We start from the raw sequence: 15823 nt of genomic DNA, 5'->3' as shown, positions 1-15823 counted from the left end.
TTTTGTTCCGGTGCAAGGGGGCGGGAGGTGCAATCCGGGATATGGTGTCAGATTTTGTCAGCAGGCGCGGGGCGCAGGAGCTTTTCCAGCAGGTCTGCCAGCCGCCGCGCCTCGCCTGCACTGAAGTGCGGGGTGACGGTCTGCTGCATGGTGTCCGAGTAAACCGCCCAGATCTGCGCGCGGGTTTCGGCGCCCTCGGGGGTGATCAGCAGCACCTGGCCGCGGCCGTCGCCGCTGCAGTCCTGCCGGGTGAGGTATCCGGCCTTGGCCAGCCGGTCCGCCAACCGTGAAACACCGTATTGCGGCAGCAGCAGTTTGTCCTGCAGCTCATAGGGGCGCAGGCCCGCGTCTCCTGCGCATTCCAGTTCCCACAGCAGGTCGTACCAGTCGAGGCCGGGCAGGCCTGCCTGTTTCAATGCGGCCTCCACCGCGGTGAGGATGGTCTTGTGCGCGCGTGCCAGCGGCAGCCAGACGGCAAAGGGATCGGGGGCGGATGTCGTCATGGCGGGAATTTAGATGCAAGTGCATTGACATTCAAGGGTGCCTGTCCATCTGGTATACATGCAAATGCATCTAACTGGAGAAGCCCATGAGCGACCTGCATCTGATCAGCCACCACCTGTGCCCCTATGTGCAGCGGGCGGTGATTGTGCTGAGCGAGAAATCCATTCCGCACCGGCGCAGCTATATTGACCTTGCGGACAAACCGGAGTGGTTCCGGGCGCTGTCGCCGACGGGCCGGGTGCCGCTGCTGGAGACCGGCGGGCGGGTGCTGTTTGAAAGCCAGGCGATTGCGGAATACCTGGATGAGACCACGCCCGGCTCCTTGCATCCCGAGGACCCGCTGGAGCGGGCGCGGCACCGGGCCTGGATTGAATTCGGTTCGGACACGCTGGCGGCCATCGGCAAGCTGTACAATGCGCCGGATGAGGAGGCGTTTGCCGCGGCTGCGGACACCCTGCGCGGACGGCTGGAGCGGATTGCGCCCGAGGTGGCGGGGGTGTTCTTTGCCGGGGACAGTTTCCATATGGTGGACGGGGTCTGGGGCACCATCTTCCGCTATTTCGACACCTTTGATGCGATCGGAGACTTCGGGCTGATGCCCGCGCAGGGCCGGATGGTTGAGTGGCGCGCGGCAGTTGCGGCCCGGCCGTCGGTGCAGCAGGCACCGCCTGAGGGCTACCCGGACCGGCTGATGGCGTTTCTGGCCGCGCGGCAATCATATCTGGGAGCATTGGCGCGGGCGGCCTGTGGCGGCGTTGCAAAGCCCGGATAACCCTGTTTAAAATGCCACCTTGCCGCAGGCCCGCATCCGGCGCATAAAAGCGCTGGATTTGAGACTCAAGCGGGAGACAGCCCATGCAAGCGCGGATTTACCGGCCGGCACGCAACGCCATGACATCCGGCATGGCCAAGACGCGGAAATGGGTGCTGGAGTTCGCGCCTGCCTCGGCCCGCGAAGTGGACCCGCTGATGGGCTGGACCTCCTCCACCGACACCCAGGCGCAGGTCAAGCTGCGGTTTGACAGCAAGGAAGCGGCGGTGGAATACGCCGAGGACCACGGCATCGACGCGGTGGTTGTCGAGCCGAAGGTGCGCAAGGCGAACATCCGCGCTGGCGGTTACGGCGAAAACTTTGCTACCAGCCGCCGCAGCCCCTGGACCCACTAAGTATTTGAATTTTCCTGGGTTCAACTGCCCGGTCTGATGAAAAAGGCGCCCGCCGGGCGCCTTTGCTGTATCCGGAAACTGGCGGATGCGTGCCTGCAGGTTGCCGGAGCTATCTCTTGCGGGATGCCAGGACCCCGGATTCCCGTATGATCTCGGACACCTCGTGTTCCTTCCGGTAGGCCATGACATGCACTCCGGACACACCGGCAATCTCCCGCATCTGCTGGATCAGCTCGACGCAGATCTTCTTGCCTTCCTGTCCGGGTTTTTCAGCCTTCTCCATTCGGTCGATGACCGCATCGGGCACATGGATACCCGGCACATTCGAGCGCATCCACCGAGCCGCCCGCGCCGACGCCAGCGGGCCGACGCCTGCCAGGATGTAAACCTTTTTGTCCAGTCCCAGGTCCCGCACCCGGGCCATGAATTTCTCGAACAGAGGCACGTCGTAGATGTAGTTGGTCTGGATGTATTCGGCGCCGGCCTCCACTTTCTTGGCCAGCCGTTCCGGGCGCCAGTCATATGGCGGGATGCAGGGGTTCTCAGCCGCCCCCAGAAACAGCTGGGGCGGGTTCTTGATCGTGCGTCCGGACAGGAACTTGCGCTCATCCCGCATTGTCTTGATGGTGCGAAGCAGCGAAAGGGAATCGAAATCGAAGACCGGTTTCGCGCCCGGCTGATCACCCACGCCGACGCCATCCCCGGTCAGGCACAGAACATTGCTGACGCCCATGGCCGCGGCGCCCAGAACGTCGCCCTGGATGGCGATGCGGTTCCGGTCGCGGCAGGAGATCTGGTACACCGGCGAATAGCCCGCCCGGGTCAGCAGCGCACTGATGCCGATCGAGGACATGTGGCAGTTCGCGCCCGAGGCATCGGTGGCATTGATTGCATCGGCAACCTCGCCCAGCGGGCGTGCGGCCTCATAGACATCCGCGGGGTCGGCGCTGTCCGGCGGGTTCAGCTCAGCGGTGATGGCAAAGCGGCCGGAGCGCAGCACCCGTTCCAGCCGGCTGTGGGAGACATGGCCCTCGGGCGGCGCGGAATAGGGCTGGGACATCGTATGATCCATCACTTACTGCCTTTCACGGCCTGCGCGGGCTCCTCTGCCAGCGGCGCGGCGGAGGGCTCGTTTGCTCGGGCATCGGGGAAGGCATCCGCAATGGCGGTGCGGCGCTTTTCCCGGGCTTCCCGCAGATGCGCAGCTTTTTCGCGGCTGACCCGCAACCAGGACGATGACCCTTCGAGATTGCGTTCGACCGGCGGCAGAACGGTGTGAATCTGCGCGCCGCCTTTCATCCGCGACGCCCCGTCCCAGGCCAGCGCCCAAACGCATTTCATGTCCGGCTTGACCTCGCAGAAACCGCCTGGCCTGACGCCGCCGCAGGGGCCGTTGCGCAGCTGTTTGGGGCAGTTCATCGGGCATGACATGCCGGTTGAGGACAGCACGCACTGCCCGCACATCTTGCAATCGAACAGCACGGTCTTGACGCATTTTTCGACAAAGGCGACCGGGCGCTCAACCCGGTCATAGCCGATCTTTCCAAGAAGCGGGTCCAGCGCGATCATGGCGCGTTCCAGGCGTTTGTAGATCCATTCAAAACTGCGCGAATGGCGGATGGCAAACAGGCGGATCCTGTACAACGGGCTTCCCTTTCTCCATGCACTAACAGCATCTTATTCACAGAGTGCGGCTGCAATGAACTAGAAATAGTTTTTGCAGCCTCGGCCGCCATGTTTTCTGTTGCTTGCGGAGGTTCCTTTTCCGCCGGACACTCCGGTTCCAACCCGGCCATCGCCGGATGGTTTCCCTGCCTGTTTCCCAGGCAGGGATTGGGGCTTAGGGTCAGGCGTCCTGGCTGGACCGGTCGCCCAGTGTCACGTCCAGGGTCACTTCCTTGCCCTTGCGCAGGACCTTGATCTGGGCTTCCTTGCCCGGGGCGTTCACGGCCACTGCGGCCGTCAGGTCGCGAAGTTCATGGATCTCCGCTGTGCCGAACCGCAGCACCACGTCGCCGGGTTTCAGCCCTGCCTCTGCCGCCGGGCTGCCGGGCTCGACGCCTTCGATCACCACGCCCTTGCCGGCCTCGCGGCCCAGCACATTGGCGGCATCCTCAGAGAGCGGCTTGATCTGCACACCGAGCCAGCCGCGGGTGATCTCGCCGTCGTCTTCGAGATCGGCAACGATCTTCTGAACCATATCGGACGGCACCGCAAAGCCGATGCCGACGGAGCCGCCGCCCGGCGAGTAGATCATGGTGTTGACGCCGACGACCTCGCCTTCGGCATTGAACAGCGGGCCGCCGGAGTTGCCTTTGTTGATGGCTGCATCGGTCTGGATGAAGTCGTCAAACGGGCCGGAGTTGATGTTGCGCGAGGTGGCAGAGACGATGCCGGAGGTCACGGTGCCGGCAAGGCCGAAGGGGCTGCCCATTGCGAGCACCTCGTCCCCGACGCGCAAGTCACCGGAGGAACCGAACTCCACCGCGGTCAGCGGCGCATCGGTATCGACCTTCAGCAATGCGATGTCGGTCAGCGGGTCGGCGCCAATCACCTCGGCAACATGCTTGCTGCCGTCGGAGAGGGTTACGGTCACGGTTTGGGCATTGTCGATCACATGGTGGTTGGTGACGATCAGACCGTCCTCAGAGATCACGAAACCGGAGCCTGCGCCCTTGACCGGGCGGCTGTTGCCGAAGTCCGGCGCGCGGCCGCCGAAGCGGCGCATGAATTCTTCCATGAACTTGTCATTGGGCATTCCCTGCCGGTCCGCGGCGGGTTCTGCCTTGGCGGTGACCTCGACAAAGACGACGGCCGGGGAAATGGTTTCGACCAGATCGGCATAGCCGCCCGCAGGCACGGCCAAGGCGGGGGCGGGGGCCAGAGCCATCATTGCGGCTGCTGAGGCGGCGGCGGTCAGGGCAAAGGCGAACCGTTTGGGAGCTTTGGTCTGGGGCATCTGTGTTTCCTTGCTTCACTAGGGATGCAAGGCAGATGGCAGGCCCTCATTTCAATCGCCTGACGCATTCTATACAGATCTGTAATGTGTGCTGAAACCGGATCCGGTGTAAGAACCGGAAGGCGCAGCAAAGCGGGGAATGGCTTGAAGATCCTGGTGATAGAAGACGATGCCACGACCGGGCCCTATGTGGCCGCCGGCCTGCGCGAGGAGGGGCATACCGCGGATCTGGTCACCGATGGCCGCGAGGGGCTGCTGCAGGCAACCGCGGCGGATTACGATGTGCTGATCATCGACCGGATGCTGCCGTTGCTGGACGGGCTGAGCCTGATCAAGACCCTGCGCGGGGCCGGGGTGCGGACACCTGCCATCATGCTGACGGCGCTGAGCGGTGTGGATGACCGCATCGAGGGGCTGGAGGCGGGGGCGGATGATTACCTGGTCAAACCCTTTGCCTTTGGCGAGCTGGCGGCGCGGGTGGCCGCGTTGGCCCGTCGTCCGGGGCTGCAGGAGCAGGAGACCGTGCTGCGGGCGGGGGATCTGGAGGTGGATCTGGTCCGCCGCAGGGTTACCCGTGCAGGCCAGGAGATCGAGCTGCTGCCGCGCGAGTTCCGTTTGCTGGAGCATCTGTTGCGCCGCAAGGGGCGGGTGCAGACCCGGACCATGCTGCTGGAAGCGGTCTGGGACATCAGTTTCGATCCGCAGACCAACGTGGTGGAAACCCATATCTCGCGGTTGCGGTCCAAAGTGGACCGGCCCTTCGGCAGCGGTCTGATCGAAACCGTGCGCGGCGCGGGGTACCGAATTGCCGGGTGATGCCATGAGCCGCGCGCGGGTTCTGCTGCGCTCCTCGCCGGTGCGGCAGTCGATGTGGCTGTCGCTGCTGTTTGTCATCGCCAGCGCGCTGAGCCTCGGGGTTACCTATTACGTGGCGCATGGCACGCAGGACCGGGCCATCCGGGAAAGCCTGATGCAGGACATGGCGGGGTTCCGCGCGACGCCCTCTGCCGCGGCGCTGGCGGCGCTGGTCAATGCCGAGACCGCAGAGACAGACCCGCAGCGGCGCCTGCTCAGCTACCGGCGGCCCGGCGGGCGGATCGTGGCCGGTAATGCTGCCATCATGCAGCAGCAGGAGGGGTTCCGGGTGGTGGCGCTGGGCCCGGCGCCGGTGGAGATCGCGGGCCGCTTCATTTCGCTCAGCGCCTATATTCATGGCGGTCTTCTGACGGTTGCGCAAAGCGCCAGGCCGCTGGATGAGCTGCGCCAGACCTATCTGAGGGTGGTTCTGTTCAGCCTGCTTCCGGCCATTGCCGCCGCGGTGCTGGGCGGGGTGCTGCTGGCGCGGCGTGCGGCACGGTCGCTGGCGGGGATAGAAACCACGCTGTCGGCGCTGACCTCCGGTGATCTGGGCGCCCGGGTGCCGCAGATGCCTGGCCGCCAGGGCGATATTGCCCGCATCGGCCGCAGTGTGAACCGTATGGCGGAAGCGCAGCAGCAGTCCACAGAGGCGCTGCGGCAGGTGTCGGCGGATATTGCCCATGACCTGAAAACCCCGATCCAGCGGCTGGCGGTGCAGCTTCAGCGCCTGCAGGACACTCCGGGCCTGCCGGAAGAGGCCCAGGCACTTGCCGGCACGGCGCTGGAAGAGACCCGCGGCATCACCAGCACGTTTCAGGCGCTGCTGCAAATTGCCCAGCTGGAGGAGGGGGCACCGCGTGCGCGGTTCGAGCCGCTGGACCTGTGCGAACTGGCCGCAACCTTTGCCGAGATCTATGAGCCGGCGGCAGAGGAGCAGGGCCGCCGCCTCAGCCTCAGCCTGCCCGAGGCGCCTGCCATGGTGACCGGCGACCGCACGCTATTGGGCCAGCTGCTGGCCAACCTGATCGAAAATGCGCTGCGCCATACCCCGGAAGGCTCTGCCATCAGCCTGTCACTGCGGCATCAGGGGGAGGCAACTATCCTGTCGGTGCGGGACCACGGCCCCGGTATCCCCGAAGAGGAGCGCGGCAAGGTGCTGCGGCGCCTGTACCGGCTGGAGCGGAGCCGGACAACGCCGGGCAGCGGCCTGGGGCTGAGCCTGGCGGCGGCGATCGCTGGTCTGCACGGGGCTGCATTGCAGCTGTCCGATGCCGAACCCGGTCTACGGGTTGACGTGGTTTTCGGGACCTGATCCGTTGCCGCGGGCCAGGGCGCGCCGCAGCGCTGGATGAATGTGTTGCCAAGACGCGTGCTTTATTCCAAGCCTGGCACTGCGGGCGCCGCGGCGCCTTTTTTGACCCGGCACCAGGACAGGATCTGAGCCCATGACCACCGTTTCGACAAGAACGCTCTCACTCGACGAAGTGCGGGCATTGGCCAAATCCGTCCTTGTGTCTGCGGGCATGGATGCGGCGGGCAGCGATCTGATCGCGGAGATCGTCACCTGCTCGGAACGCGACGGCCCGCGCAGCCACGGGCTGCGGATGCTGCCGGTCTATGCGCAGAGCTTCACCTCCGGCTATGCTAATGGTGCCGCTGCTCCGAAGATCGAAAAGATCGCGCCGGGTGTGCTGCGCGGCAATGCGGACAACGGCTATTATCAGATCGCCGCCGCTGCGGCGCGGGCGGAACTGATTGCGCTGGCCCGCGAGAACGGCATTGCCGCCTTTACCTGTGCCAACTGCCATCACCTGGGCGGTTTGCGGTTTGATACCGAGCCGCTGGCCGAGGCCGGGCTGGTGGCGCTGGCGGTGATCAATTCGCTGTCGATGGTAGTGCCGCAAGGCGGTGTGCGCCCGGTGTTCGGCACCAACCCGATGTCCTTTGCCTGCCCGCGCGAGGGCGCGGCACCGGTGGTCTGGGATCAGGCGGCCTCGATGGTGGCGCTGATGGATATCCGCATGGCCGCCGCCGAAGGCCACGAGCTGCCGCGGCCTGCCGGGCTGGACCCGGACGGCAACCCCAGCACAAACCCGGAGGCCATCCTCGAAACCCGCAGCCTGCTGCCGTTCGGCGAACACAAGGGCGCGGCGATTGCCTTCATGATCGAGGTGCTGGGGGCAGCCCTGGCCGGCGGCACGCTGTCGGTCGACAATCAGGAACGGGAATCCTTAGGGGCGCTCAACATCAAGGGCGGCGCCACCCTGATCGCGATTGACCCGGAGCGGTTCGGCAATGCCGCATTCGGCGGCTATATCACCCGCATCTGCGCCGAGATCGAGGGCAACGGCGCGGCCCGGGTGCCGGGCGACGGGCGATTGAGGAAACGTGCGGCGGCAGAGGCGGACGGTGTCGAGGTCAGCACCGGACTGCTGGTGCAATTGGACGCGCTGGCTGGCGTCTGAACACGGCCAAAGGTAAATGATCCGGTGAGGATGTTTTGATGGGCAGCCCCTTTCTTCTGAGCGGCGGCGGTGCGGACCGCACCACAGTTCTGCTGGCGCATGGGGCCGGCGCGGCCATGGACACCCCGTTCATGAATGCCATTGCCGAGGGCCTTGCGGGGCAGGGGCTGCGGGTGGCGCGGTTCGAATTCGGCTACATGGCTGAACGCCGCAACGGCGGGGCGAAGCGGCCGCCGCCAAAGGCGGAGAAGCTGCAGGCGGAATTCCAGTCCGCCGTCAGCCAGCTTGCTTGCGAGGGGCCGCTGATCATCGGAGGCAAATCCATGGGCGGCCGGGTGGCCAGCATGATCGCTGACGGGCTTTATGCCGAGGCGCGGATTTGCGGGCTGCTCTGCCTTGGCTACCCGTTTCACCCGCCCGGCAAGCCGGAGCGGTTGCGGACGGCGCATCTGGAGGAGCTGAAAACGCCTGCGCTGATCTGCCAGGGCAGCCGCGATCCCTTTGGCACGAGGGCGGAAGTGCAGGGCTACGCACTGTCCGCGGCGGTCAGCCTGAACTGGCTGGAGGATGGCGACCACGATCTGAAACCGCGCAAAACCGTGACGGGTTTCGGCTAGGACCGCAATCTGGACGCGGCCTGCGCTGCGGCCGGCACGTGGGCCAGGGCGCTGACGCAGGCCTAGGGGATCAGGTTTCCGTCACGGGCAATTCGATGATTCGCCAGTAGCGGTCCATCATGTTGACAAGCCGCAGGAAATCACGCCCGGCGGTTTCCTTGGTGATATAGCCTGCGGCGTTCAGGTCATAGGCCGCCGCAATGTCCTGCTGGTCGCGAGAGGTAGTCAGAAAAAACACCACCGACTTGTGCAGGTCCGGGTCGCTGCGCAGTTCCTTGACCAGGTCGATGCCGTTCATCCGCGGCATGTTGATGTCGGCAAGAACCACATAGGGGGGCACCAGCCTGGTTTTGCCGCCGGTGCCGCGCAGGATGTCAAGCGCGTCGATGCCATCAACGGCCCGGGTGATTTCATTTGCGATACTGGCCTTGCGGAAGGCGCGCCGCACCGCCTTGGCATCGCCGTCATCGTCATCAACAAGCAAGATGTTCAGCTCTTTCCAGGCGGACGGGGTGCCGGTTGCATGGTTCATGTTAAGTGCCTCCTGTGGTGGCGAGCTGTTGTTTGGGCCAGGTGAAACGGAATTCGCAGCCTTCACCCGCAGCGGAGTGAACGGAAATCGTGCCGCCTGCCTGCTGCACATGTTTTTGGACAATGGACAGGCCCATGCCGCTGCCCTCCACCCGGTCCCGCGATTTGAGCGTCTGGAACATCTTGAAAATTTGCTGGTGGTATCTGGGCTCGATCCCCGGGCCGTCGTCCGCCACAGAGAAGATCCAGTTACGGCCCGCATCCTGCAGTGTCACATCCACCGTGCCGGTGCCGCTCTCGCTGTGCTTGACCGCGTTGGAGATGAGGTTGGCGAAAATCTGTTTCAATGGCATGTTTACAAGCTGGATGTTTTTGAAGGCCGGGTCGATGCGGATCGTAAAGCCGTCTGGCTGGTCAACCAGCATCAGCACCTCCTGCATCAGCACGTCACCTTGCATCAGCTGCTGGTAACGGTGATCGCTCTTGCGCCCGATCCGGGAATACTCCAGCAAATCGTCCAGCAGCCGGTCCATCCGCGCCACCCGGGAGCGGAGCAGCTGCAGGCTTTCGCGGCTGTCCTCGTCCAGAACGTCTGCCAGATCCTCCGCCAGCCAAGTGGAGGCATTGTCGATCACCCGCAAGGGCGCCCGCAGATCGTGAGAGGCCACATAGGCAAAATCGTCCAGATCGCGGTTCGACCGGGACAGGTCCTCGATGTATCTTTCTCGTTCCGCCTCGGCGCGCTTCTTTTCTGAAATGTCGCGGACAATGCCGCTGAACAGGACTTGGCCGCCGACGCGTACTTCGCTAACTGAGAGGTGTAGCGGGAAGGTGGTGCCGTCTTTTCGAAGTCCCCGCACTTCGCGGCCGATACCAATGATCTTTTTCTGCCCGGTGCTATGATAGTTTTTTAGATAGCTGTCATGCGCCGAATGATCAGGATCGGGCATCAGAAATTTGACGTTTTGCCCAATAGCTTCTTCGGCGCTGTAGCCAAAGATAGTTCGGCACGCGCGATTGTAGCTAAGGATGGTTCCGGCCGCGTTGATTGTGATCATCCCGTCAACCGTGTTCTCCTGAATTGCCGCCAGCTCATTTTGTTTCTGTTCCAGTGATATCTGAATGTTTTTCTGCCGGTAGACCATGAAGGCGAAGCTCCACAGGGCCAAAACTGTGAGCCCCCGATTGGTCACAATGATCCATTCGTTGATCCCGGCCTCGTGAAACAGCAAAAATCCAAGTACCGTTAGAACGGTTCCTGCTGTTGCATAGTTGTAGGCGGCGACGGGTTTATCTGCCCAAATAGTGCAAAGGACTGCGATGGTGTAAATTACGCCTGCAGCCACCCCCAGAGGGGTCAGGAAGTCGAACAGAAATCCGGCAGCAACCATTATGGCCGCAGCGGCATGGGCGCGCTGGCCTTCTGGAAGCAGCCGGAGGGCTGGCTGGCGGATGCCGGTTTGCCGGGCGTAGGTCATATGGCGAGCGGTCCCTTGGTTTGTTGCAGGCGGATGGAACTCCGGTTTCTGACTGCGGCCCTGTTTGCGGCGGGCTGGCGGTTTGCCTGGAAACAGTACATCCTCTGTGTGTTTCATCAAGAAAAATACATCTTAAAGTTGCTTTTTGTGTGGCGAGCGCGGACTGGGCAGTCGGATCGCCACGGCAGGTCAGGTGCCGGATAAGCCAGCAGGGCCAGAAGTCGGGACCGCGGCAGGACACCCGTCCCATGCCGGACTGAGAGGTTTTGCAAGCGCTGTGCAGCACTGAGGCCGCGGCGGACCAAGAGTGCCGCTGGGCTTTGGGCGGAGCTTGCAGGGGCGCGGAAAACCGCTCTGGAGCCGGTTAAGAAATTTCTGTCGGTTTGACGCTAGCTTTGCGCGACCCTTTTAGAATCACGAATGTGCGGAGCGATAAATGTTTTTCAAATCCAAGGCGGCCAAACCTGCAGAACAGCTCAGCAATGAAGAAATTATTGCCGGTATGGTCGACCGCACGCAGGCTACGATCCAATTTCAGCCTGACGGCACCATTTTGACAGCGAATGCCAATTTCCTCTCAGCGCTGGGCTACAGTCTGGAGGAAATCGCGGGCAAGCATCACTCGATGTTTCTGGCGCCGGATTTGGCGGCCAGCGCGGAGTACAAGTCGTTCTGGAAGGAATTGGCGCAGGGTCGGGTGTTTACCGATCAGTTCCCGCGGGTGACCAAGGCTGGTGAGACCATCTGGATTCAGGCCACCTATGCGCCGGTTGCCGGGCCGGATGGCTCTGTCGTGCAAGTGGTGAAGGTGGCGACTGACGTAACCGTGCGCCGCCGCGGCTTGCAGGAGATTGCCCGCGGGCTGGAGGCAATGAGCCAGGGCGACCTCGGCGTCCGGGTCACGCTGTCGGAACAGGCAGACATCGCCGCGCTGGGCGAGGCGTTCAACCGCTCTGCCGAGCAGCTGCAAACGGCAATTGGTGCTGTCACCCGGGTGTCGGATGCGGTGGGGCGCACCTCCGATGAGATTTCAAAGGCGGCCAGCGACCTGTCGCAGCGCACCGAAAGCCAGGCGGCGACGCTGGAGGAGACGGCGGCGGCTATCGAAGAGCTGACCTCCACCGTGCATTCCGCGGCTGAAGGGGCCGGGAAGGTGGAAGGCATCGTGAGCGAGGCGAAGACCGCAGCGGAGCGCAGCGGCCGGGTGGTCGAGGATGCGGTGGCAGCAATGTCGCAGATCGAGAGTTCCTCTGAGGAGATCGCCAAGATCATCGGGATGATCGACGACATCGCCTTTCAGACCAACCTGCTGGCGCTGAATGCGGGCGTTGAGGCGGCGCGGGCCGGCGATGCGGGCCGCGGTTTTGCGGTTGTGGCCTCCGAGGTGCGGGCGCTTGCGCAGCGTTCCGCCGGGGCGGCAGGGGAGATCAAGCAGCTGATCAGCGAAAGCAAGCAGCAGGTGGCCAGCGGGGTCGACCTTGTGGGGCGCACCGGTGCAGAACTGAAAGAGATCATTGGCAGCGTCGGCACCATCTCCAGCCACATCAGCAGTATTGCCACGGGCGCAAAGGAGCAGGCGACATCGCTGAGCGAGATCAACCTGGGTGTTTCGCAGCTGGATCAGGTGACCCAGCAGAACGCGGCAATGGTGGAGCAAACGTCGGCCGCCAGCCAGCAGCTGTCGTCTGATGCAGGTCAGCTGACCCGTGAGGTCTCCAAGTTCAGCGGCTGCGGCGGCGCGTCCCCAGCACCCTCGGGTGCGGATGTGATCGCCTTCCAGCGTCCTGCGGCGGCGCCGGCTGCTGTACACGACGAACTGCCCGCGGCGCAGGGCTGGGACGATTTTTGAGACTGCTGCAGGTCCGTCGGCCGGTTCCGCCTGGCTCTGCCTGAACTGACGTGTTGACACTCCCCGCCCGTGCCGCAACGCTGGCCGCAAAAATGACGGGGTGAACACATGGACAGCCAGGATGCGGCTGCATATCCGCTTGTCCGCCGGGCCGGGCTGAGCGGCACGTTGGTCAGTTTCGGCGGCAGCCTGAGCGAGGCGTCCAACCGCGCGGCGCTGGCCTTCCGCACCGCAGTGGAGGCGCGGGCAATGGAGGGTGTGGTGGAAACCATGGCCTCGCTGGCCTCTGTTTTTGTCCGGTTTGATCCATCCGCCCTGCCGCACGGAAAGCTGGAGGGTGCGCTGCGGGATTTGCTGGCGGCACAGGACTGGCTGCAGGCGCCGCTGCCGGCCGGGCGGCGGTTCTGGCGGGTGCCGACCGTCTATGGCACCGATCTGGCGCCGCAGCTGGCAGAGGCCGCGGATGCCGCAGGCATGAGCGAGGCGCAGGCCATTGACAGCCTGAGTGCGGCGCGGGTGCGGGTTCTGACCATCGGTTTTGCGCCCGGCCAGCCCTACCTTGGTTCGCTGGGGCCGGAATGGGATTTGCCGCGGCAGACCGAGCTGACGCCAAAGGTGCCGCGCGGCGCGCTGGTGCAGGCGATCCGTCAATTCGTGCTGTTCACCAATCCGGCGCCTACCGGCTGGCGCCATGTTGGCCAGACCGGGTTCAATCTGTTCCAGGCTGGCGCGGGCCAGCCCTTTGCCCTGCGCCCCGGTGATGAGATGCAGTTTGAACCGGTTTCCATGCCGGAGTTTCTCAAACTTTGCGAAGATGATCCATTGCGCGGCGGCGCGGCCGCTGAGGAGATCGGCGCATGAGCGGCCTCAAGATCCTCCGCGTCGGGCCGGCCGCATCGGTGCAGGACATGGGCCGCCCCGGGCTGCTGGGGCAAGGGATATCCCAGGGCGGTGCCGCGGACACCCTGGCGCTGGCCGAAGGCGCGGCGCTGCTTCGGCAGGATCCGGGCCTGGCGGCGCTGGAAATGGGCGGCATGGGCGGCGAGTTCGAAGCAACTGGCCCTCTGCGCATAGCGCTGACAGGCGCACCGATGGCGGCAGCGCTGGATGGCGCAGCGCTGACCTGGAATGCCTCGCACCGCATGGAGTCGGGGCAGCGCCTGACCATTGGAGCTGCCCGCGCCGGCGTCTATGGATACCTGCATCTGGGCGGCGGCATTGCCACGGAACCTGTGCTGGGCGCGCGCGCTGTCCACCTGATGGCCGGCCTCGGCCGCGCGGCAGAAGCCGGGGACCTGCTGCCGGCAGGCCCGGACCCGAACAGCGAAACCGGGCTGGTGCTGGTTGCCGAAGACCGGTTCAAGGGCGGCGAGCTGCGGATCGTTGAAAGCTTCCAGAGCCATCTGTTTCCTGAAGCGGTCCGGGCACGTTTCGCCGCCGAAGGTCAGCTCAATATCCTGTCCGAAGTGATCCTGCCCGGTGACGTTCAGATGACCGGCGATGGCAAGCCCTTTGTGCTGCTGCGCGAATGCCAGACCACGGGTGGCTATCCCCGGATCGGTACGGTGCTGCCCTGCGACCTGCCCAAGGCGGCACAGGCCCAGGCCGGCGCGCCGCTGCGGTTCCGCTGGGTCAGCCTGGAGGACGGGCTGGAGATTCAGTCCAGGTTCAGGAAATCACTGAAAGGCCTGCCCGCAGCCTGCCGCCCGCTGGTGCGCGATCCTGCTGCCATCCGGGACCTGTTGTCCTATCAATTGATCAGCGGCGCTGTTTCGGCCGGCGCCGACCCGTTCGCAAAGGGAGAAACCGCATGAGCAAGACTGTCGATCTGAATGCCGATATGGGCGAAAGCTTCGGTCCCTGGACCATGGGTGATGACGCGGCGCTTCTGGATATCGTGTCCTCTGCAAATATCGCTTGCGGCTTTCACGCAGGCGACCCGGATGTGATGGCGCGGACCATGGCGCTGGCGCGGGACAACGGCGTGGGGATCGGCGCCCACCCGGGGTTCCTGGACCTGCAGGGCTTCGGCCGCCGCAAGATGCAGGTGCCGCACGGAACCCTGGCCAACATGATCCGCTACCAGCTGGGCGCCGCCCGGGGAATGGCGCAGGCGGCAGGCACAGAAGTGCGGCACTTGAAGCTGCACGGGGCTCTTTCCAATATGGCCTGCACCGACCACGCGATGGCGCGTGCCTGCTATGAAGCGGCGCTGGATGTCGACCCGGATATCATCATCATGGTGCTGGCTGCCACCGCTATGGAAGAGGTGGTGCGTGAGCTGGGCTGCAACTGGTGCGGCGAGATCTTTGCCGACCGGGCCTATAACGATGACGGCACCCTGGTCGACCGCGCGCTGCCGGGCGCTGTCATTCACGACCCGGCGCTGGCCGGCCCGCGCATCCTGCAGATGGTAGAGGAAGGCGCGATCATCACCGAAAGCGGCAAGCGCATCCCGGCGGCGATCGACACAATCTGCCTGCACGGCGATACCGCTGAGGCAGTAGAGCTTGCGGCTTCTGTCCGCAGCAGCCTGACTGCAGGCGGAATAGCCGTCAGAACGTTCTCCGGCCGCCGGGGGTGAAGCCGGGCAGCCGAATCCCCGGGGGTGCGGCAGCGGGGTTCCCTCCTGGCCGGGAATATCCCCGGAATCGCACAGCTTGAGGTGCAGGATTCGGGAGCTCCCGACTCGCAGCACCTGATCCGTCTTGTGTGCCTTGGGGTGCCGCTCCCCAACATATAGTGGAGGCCCTTTGGAAAGGCGGATCTGCCGGTTTTCGATAGGCGTCAAATGACCTGGGCCAAAGGCCGTCGAGTAGCTTTGTTCTTAAGTTAAGTCACTGTTTTTACTTGTTTATACTTCTGCCCCCTCAAAAAGTCACAGAAACTTCAAAAAAGGGGTTGCGACTCTTCGGCGCTAACCATAGAACACCCCTCACCGGCGGCGCTGAGGCGCTGACGGTCACCACCGAGGGTTAGCTGGAACGGCGGCGCAGCAAGAAATTGGAGCGCAGCCGGGATTGTTGTCTCTCAGAGGTGATGCTCTTTGACATTGATGGAATACTGAAGAGATATGCGGGCGGTTTGGTTCATTTCGATGGATCAGCCGATGCATATCGCGCTGCTAGGGCTTTGGTCCGATGATGCAGTGTCAGCTTCACTGTTTGTACGGTTCTTCGGTGCCTTTGGTACTGAAGCACATACAGACAGAGACTTTCATCAGGATTAGCCTCCTGGTGAAGATGTGCAGAGGTTCGAACGTCAAGGATATGCTGGTGACAGCATTCGGTGCCTTTGGTACTGAAGCACATACAGACAGAGACTTTCATCAGGATTAGCCTCCTGGTGAAGATGTGCAGAGGTTCGAACGTCAAGGATATGCTGGTGACAGCATT

16 protein-coding genes are annotated in these 15823 nt (G+C 63.9%); 10 read left to right on the top strand and 6 right to left on the bottom strand.

The annotated features are described in order from the left end of the window. Positions 1–47 precede the first annotated feature (47 nt). Positions 48–503: a MarR family winged helix-turn-helix transcriptional regulator gene (locus tag A9D60_RS11715; RefSeq protein ID WP_065267775.1), complete on the bottom strand. Its 456-nt coding sequence runs from the start codon at positions 501–503 to the stop codon at positions 48–50. 86 nt (positions 504–589) lie between these two features. Between A9D60_RS11715 and A9D60_RS11710 the strand changes: the two genes are divergently transcribed. Further along, positions 590–1276 (top strand): glutathione S-transferase family protein, encoded by a 687-nt coding sequence (locus tag A9D60_RS11710; RefSeq protein WP_065267774.1) that lies wholly within the window; start codon positions 590–592, stop codon positions 1274–1276. A gap of 83 nt (positions 1277–1359) precedes the next feature. Further along, complete coding sequence (locus A9D60_RS11705; RefSeq protein WP_065267773.1) at positions 1360–1671, top strand: ETC complex I subunit; 312 nt, start codon at positions 1360–1362, stop codon at positions 1669–1671. 109 nt (positions 1672–1780) lie between these two features. Here A9D60_RS11705 and A9D60_RS11700 read toward each other — a convergent pair whose 3' ends face one another. From A9D60_RS11700 to A9D60_RS11690, 3 genes are all read right to left on the bottom strand, one after another. After that, positions 1781–2743 (bottom strand): methylenetetrahydrofolate reductase, encoded by a 963-nt coding sequence (locus A9D60_RS11700; protein ID WP_065267772.1) that lies wholly within the window; start codon positions 2741–2743, stop codon positions 1781–1783. Then, entirely contained in the window at positions 2743–3315 is a 573-nt protein-coding gene (locus A9D60_RS11695; protein ID WP_065267771.1) for a methylenetetrahydrofolate reductase C-terminal domain-containing protein, read from the bottom strand. The genes A9D60_RS11700 and A9D60_RS11695 overlap by 1 nt, the downstream gene beginning before the upstream one ends. Before the next feature lie 202 nt (positions 3316–3517). Next, on the bottom strand, positions 3518–4630 hold the full coding sequence (locus A9D60_RS11690) for a trypsin-like peptidase domain-containing protein (protein ID WP_065267770.1): 1113 nt from the start codon (positions 4628–4630) through the stop codon (positions 3518–3520). Between the two features lie 144 nt (positions 4631–4774). On the opposite strand from A9D60_RS11690, the gene A9D60_RS11685 reads away from it, so the two are divergent. From A9D60_RS11685 to A9D60_RS11670, 4 genes are all read left to right on the top strand, one after another. Further along, on the top strand, positions 4775–5446 hold the full coding sequence (locus A9D60_RS11685) for a winged helix-turn-helix domain-containing protein (RefSeq protein WP_065267769.1): 672 nt from the start codon (positions 4775–4777) through the stop codon (positions 5444–5446). Between the two features lie 4 nt (positions 5447–5450). After that, positions 5451–6800, top strand: a complete 1350-nt coding sequence (locus A9D60_RS11680) for a sensor histidine kinase (protein WP_065267768.1) — start codon at positions 5451–5453, stop codon at positions 6798–6800. Between the two features lie 133 nt (positions 6801–6933). After that, positions 6934–7953 carry an Ldh family oxidoreductase gene (locus tag A9D60_RS11675; protein WP_065267767.1) on the top strand — a complete coding sequence of 340 codons (1020 nt, stop codon included), beginning with the start codon at positions 6934–6936 and terminating at the stop codon, positions 7951–7953. 38 nt (positions 7954–7991) lie between these two features. Continuing rightward, on the top strand, positions 7992–8570 hold the full coding sequence (locus A9D60_RS11670) for an alpha/beta family hydrolase (protein ID WP_065267766.1): 579 nt from the start codon (positions 7992–7994) through the stop codon (positions 8568–8570). A 70-nt stretch (positions 8571–8640) separates the two neighbouring features. Here A9D60_RS11670 and A9D60_RS11665 read toward each other — a convergent pair whose 3' ends face one another. Beyond that, positions 8641–9102 (bottom strand): response regulator, encoded by a 462-nt coding sequence (locus A9D60_RS11665; RefSeq protein WP_065267765.1) that lies wholly within the window; start codon positions 9100–9102, stop codon positions 8641–8643. Position 9103: 1 nt separating this feature from the next. Further along, positions 9104–10579 (bottom strand): sensor histidine kinase, encoded by a 1476-nt coding sequence (locus A9D60_RS11660; protein ID WP_254656681.1) that lies wholly within the window; start codon positions 10577–10579, stop codon positions 9104–9106. Positions 10580–11015: 436 nt separating this feature from the next. Between A9D60_RS11660 and A9D60_RS11655 the strand changes: the two genes are divergently transcribed. From A9D60_RS11655 to A9D60_RS11640, 4 genes are all read left to right on the top strand, one after another. Further along, the gene (locus tag A9D60_RS11655; protein WP_065267764.1) at positions 11016–12428 is read left to right on the top strand and encodes a methyl-accepting chemotaxis protein; all 1413 of its coding nucleotides are present in this window, start codon (positions 11016–11018) and stop codon (positions 12426–12428) included. 108 nt (positions 12429–12536) lie between these two features. Next, positions 12537–13289, top strand: a complete 753-nt coding sequence (locus tag A9D60_RS11650) for a 5-oxoprolinase subunit B family protein (RefSeq protein WP_065267763.1) — start codon at positions 12537–12539, stop codon at positions 13287–13289. Further along, positions 13286–14242: a biotin-dependent carboxyltransferase family protein gene (locus A9D60_RS11645; RefSeq protein WP_065267762.1), complete on the top strand. Its 957-nt coding sequence runs from the start codon at positions 13286–13288 to the stop codon at positions 14240–14242. Before A9D60_RS11650 ends, A9D60_RS11645 begins: the two co-directional genes overlap by 4 nt. After that, on the top strand, positions 14239–15012 hold the full coding sequence (locus A9D60_RS11640) for a LamB/YcsF family protein (protein WP_065267761.1): 774 nt from the start codon (positions 14239–14241) through the stop codon (positions 15010–15012). The genes A9D60_RS11645 and A9D60_RS11640 overlap by 4 nt, the downstream gene beginning before the upstream one ends. Positions 15013–15823: the final 811 nt, after the last annotated feature.

Origin of the sequence: Leisingera sp. JC1, assembly GCF_001679925.1 — a bacterium.
In the GTDB taxonomy this organism is placed as follows: domain Bacteria; phylum Pseudomonadota; class Alphaproteobacteria; order Rhodobacterales; family Rhodobacteraceae; genus Leisingera.
Note: the sequence above shows the minus strand (reverse complement) of the source record. Positions and strands in the feature narration are given on the sequence as shown.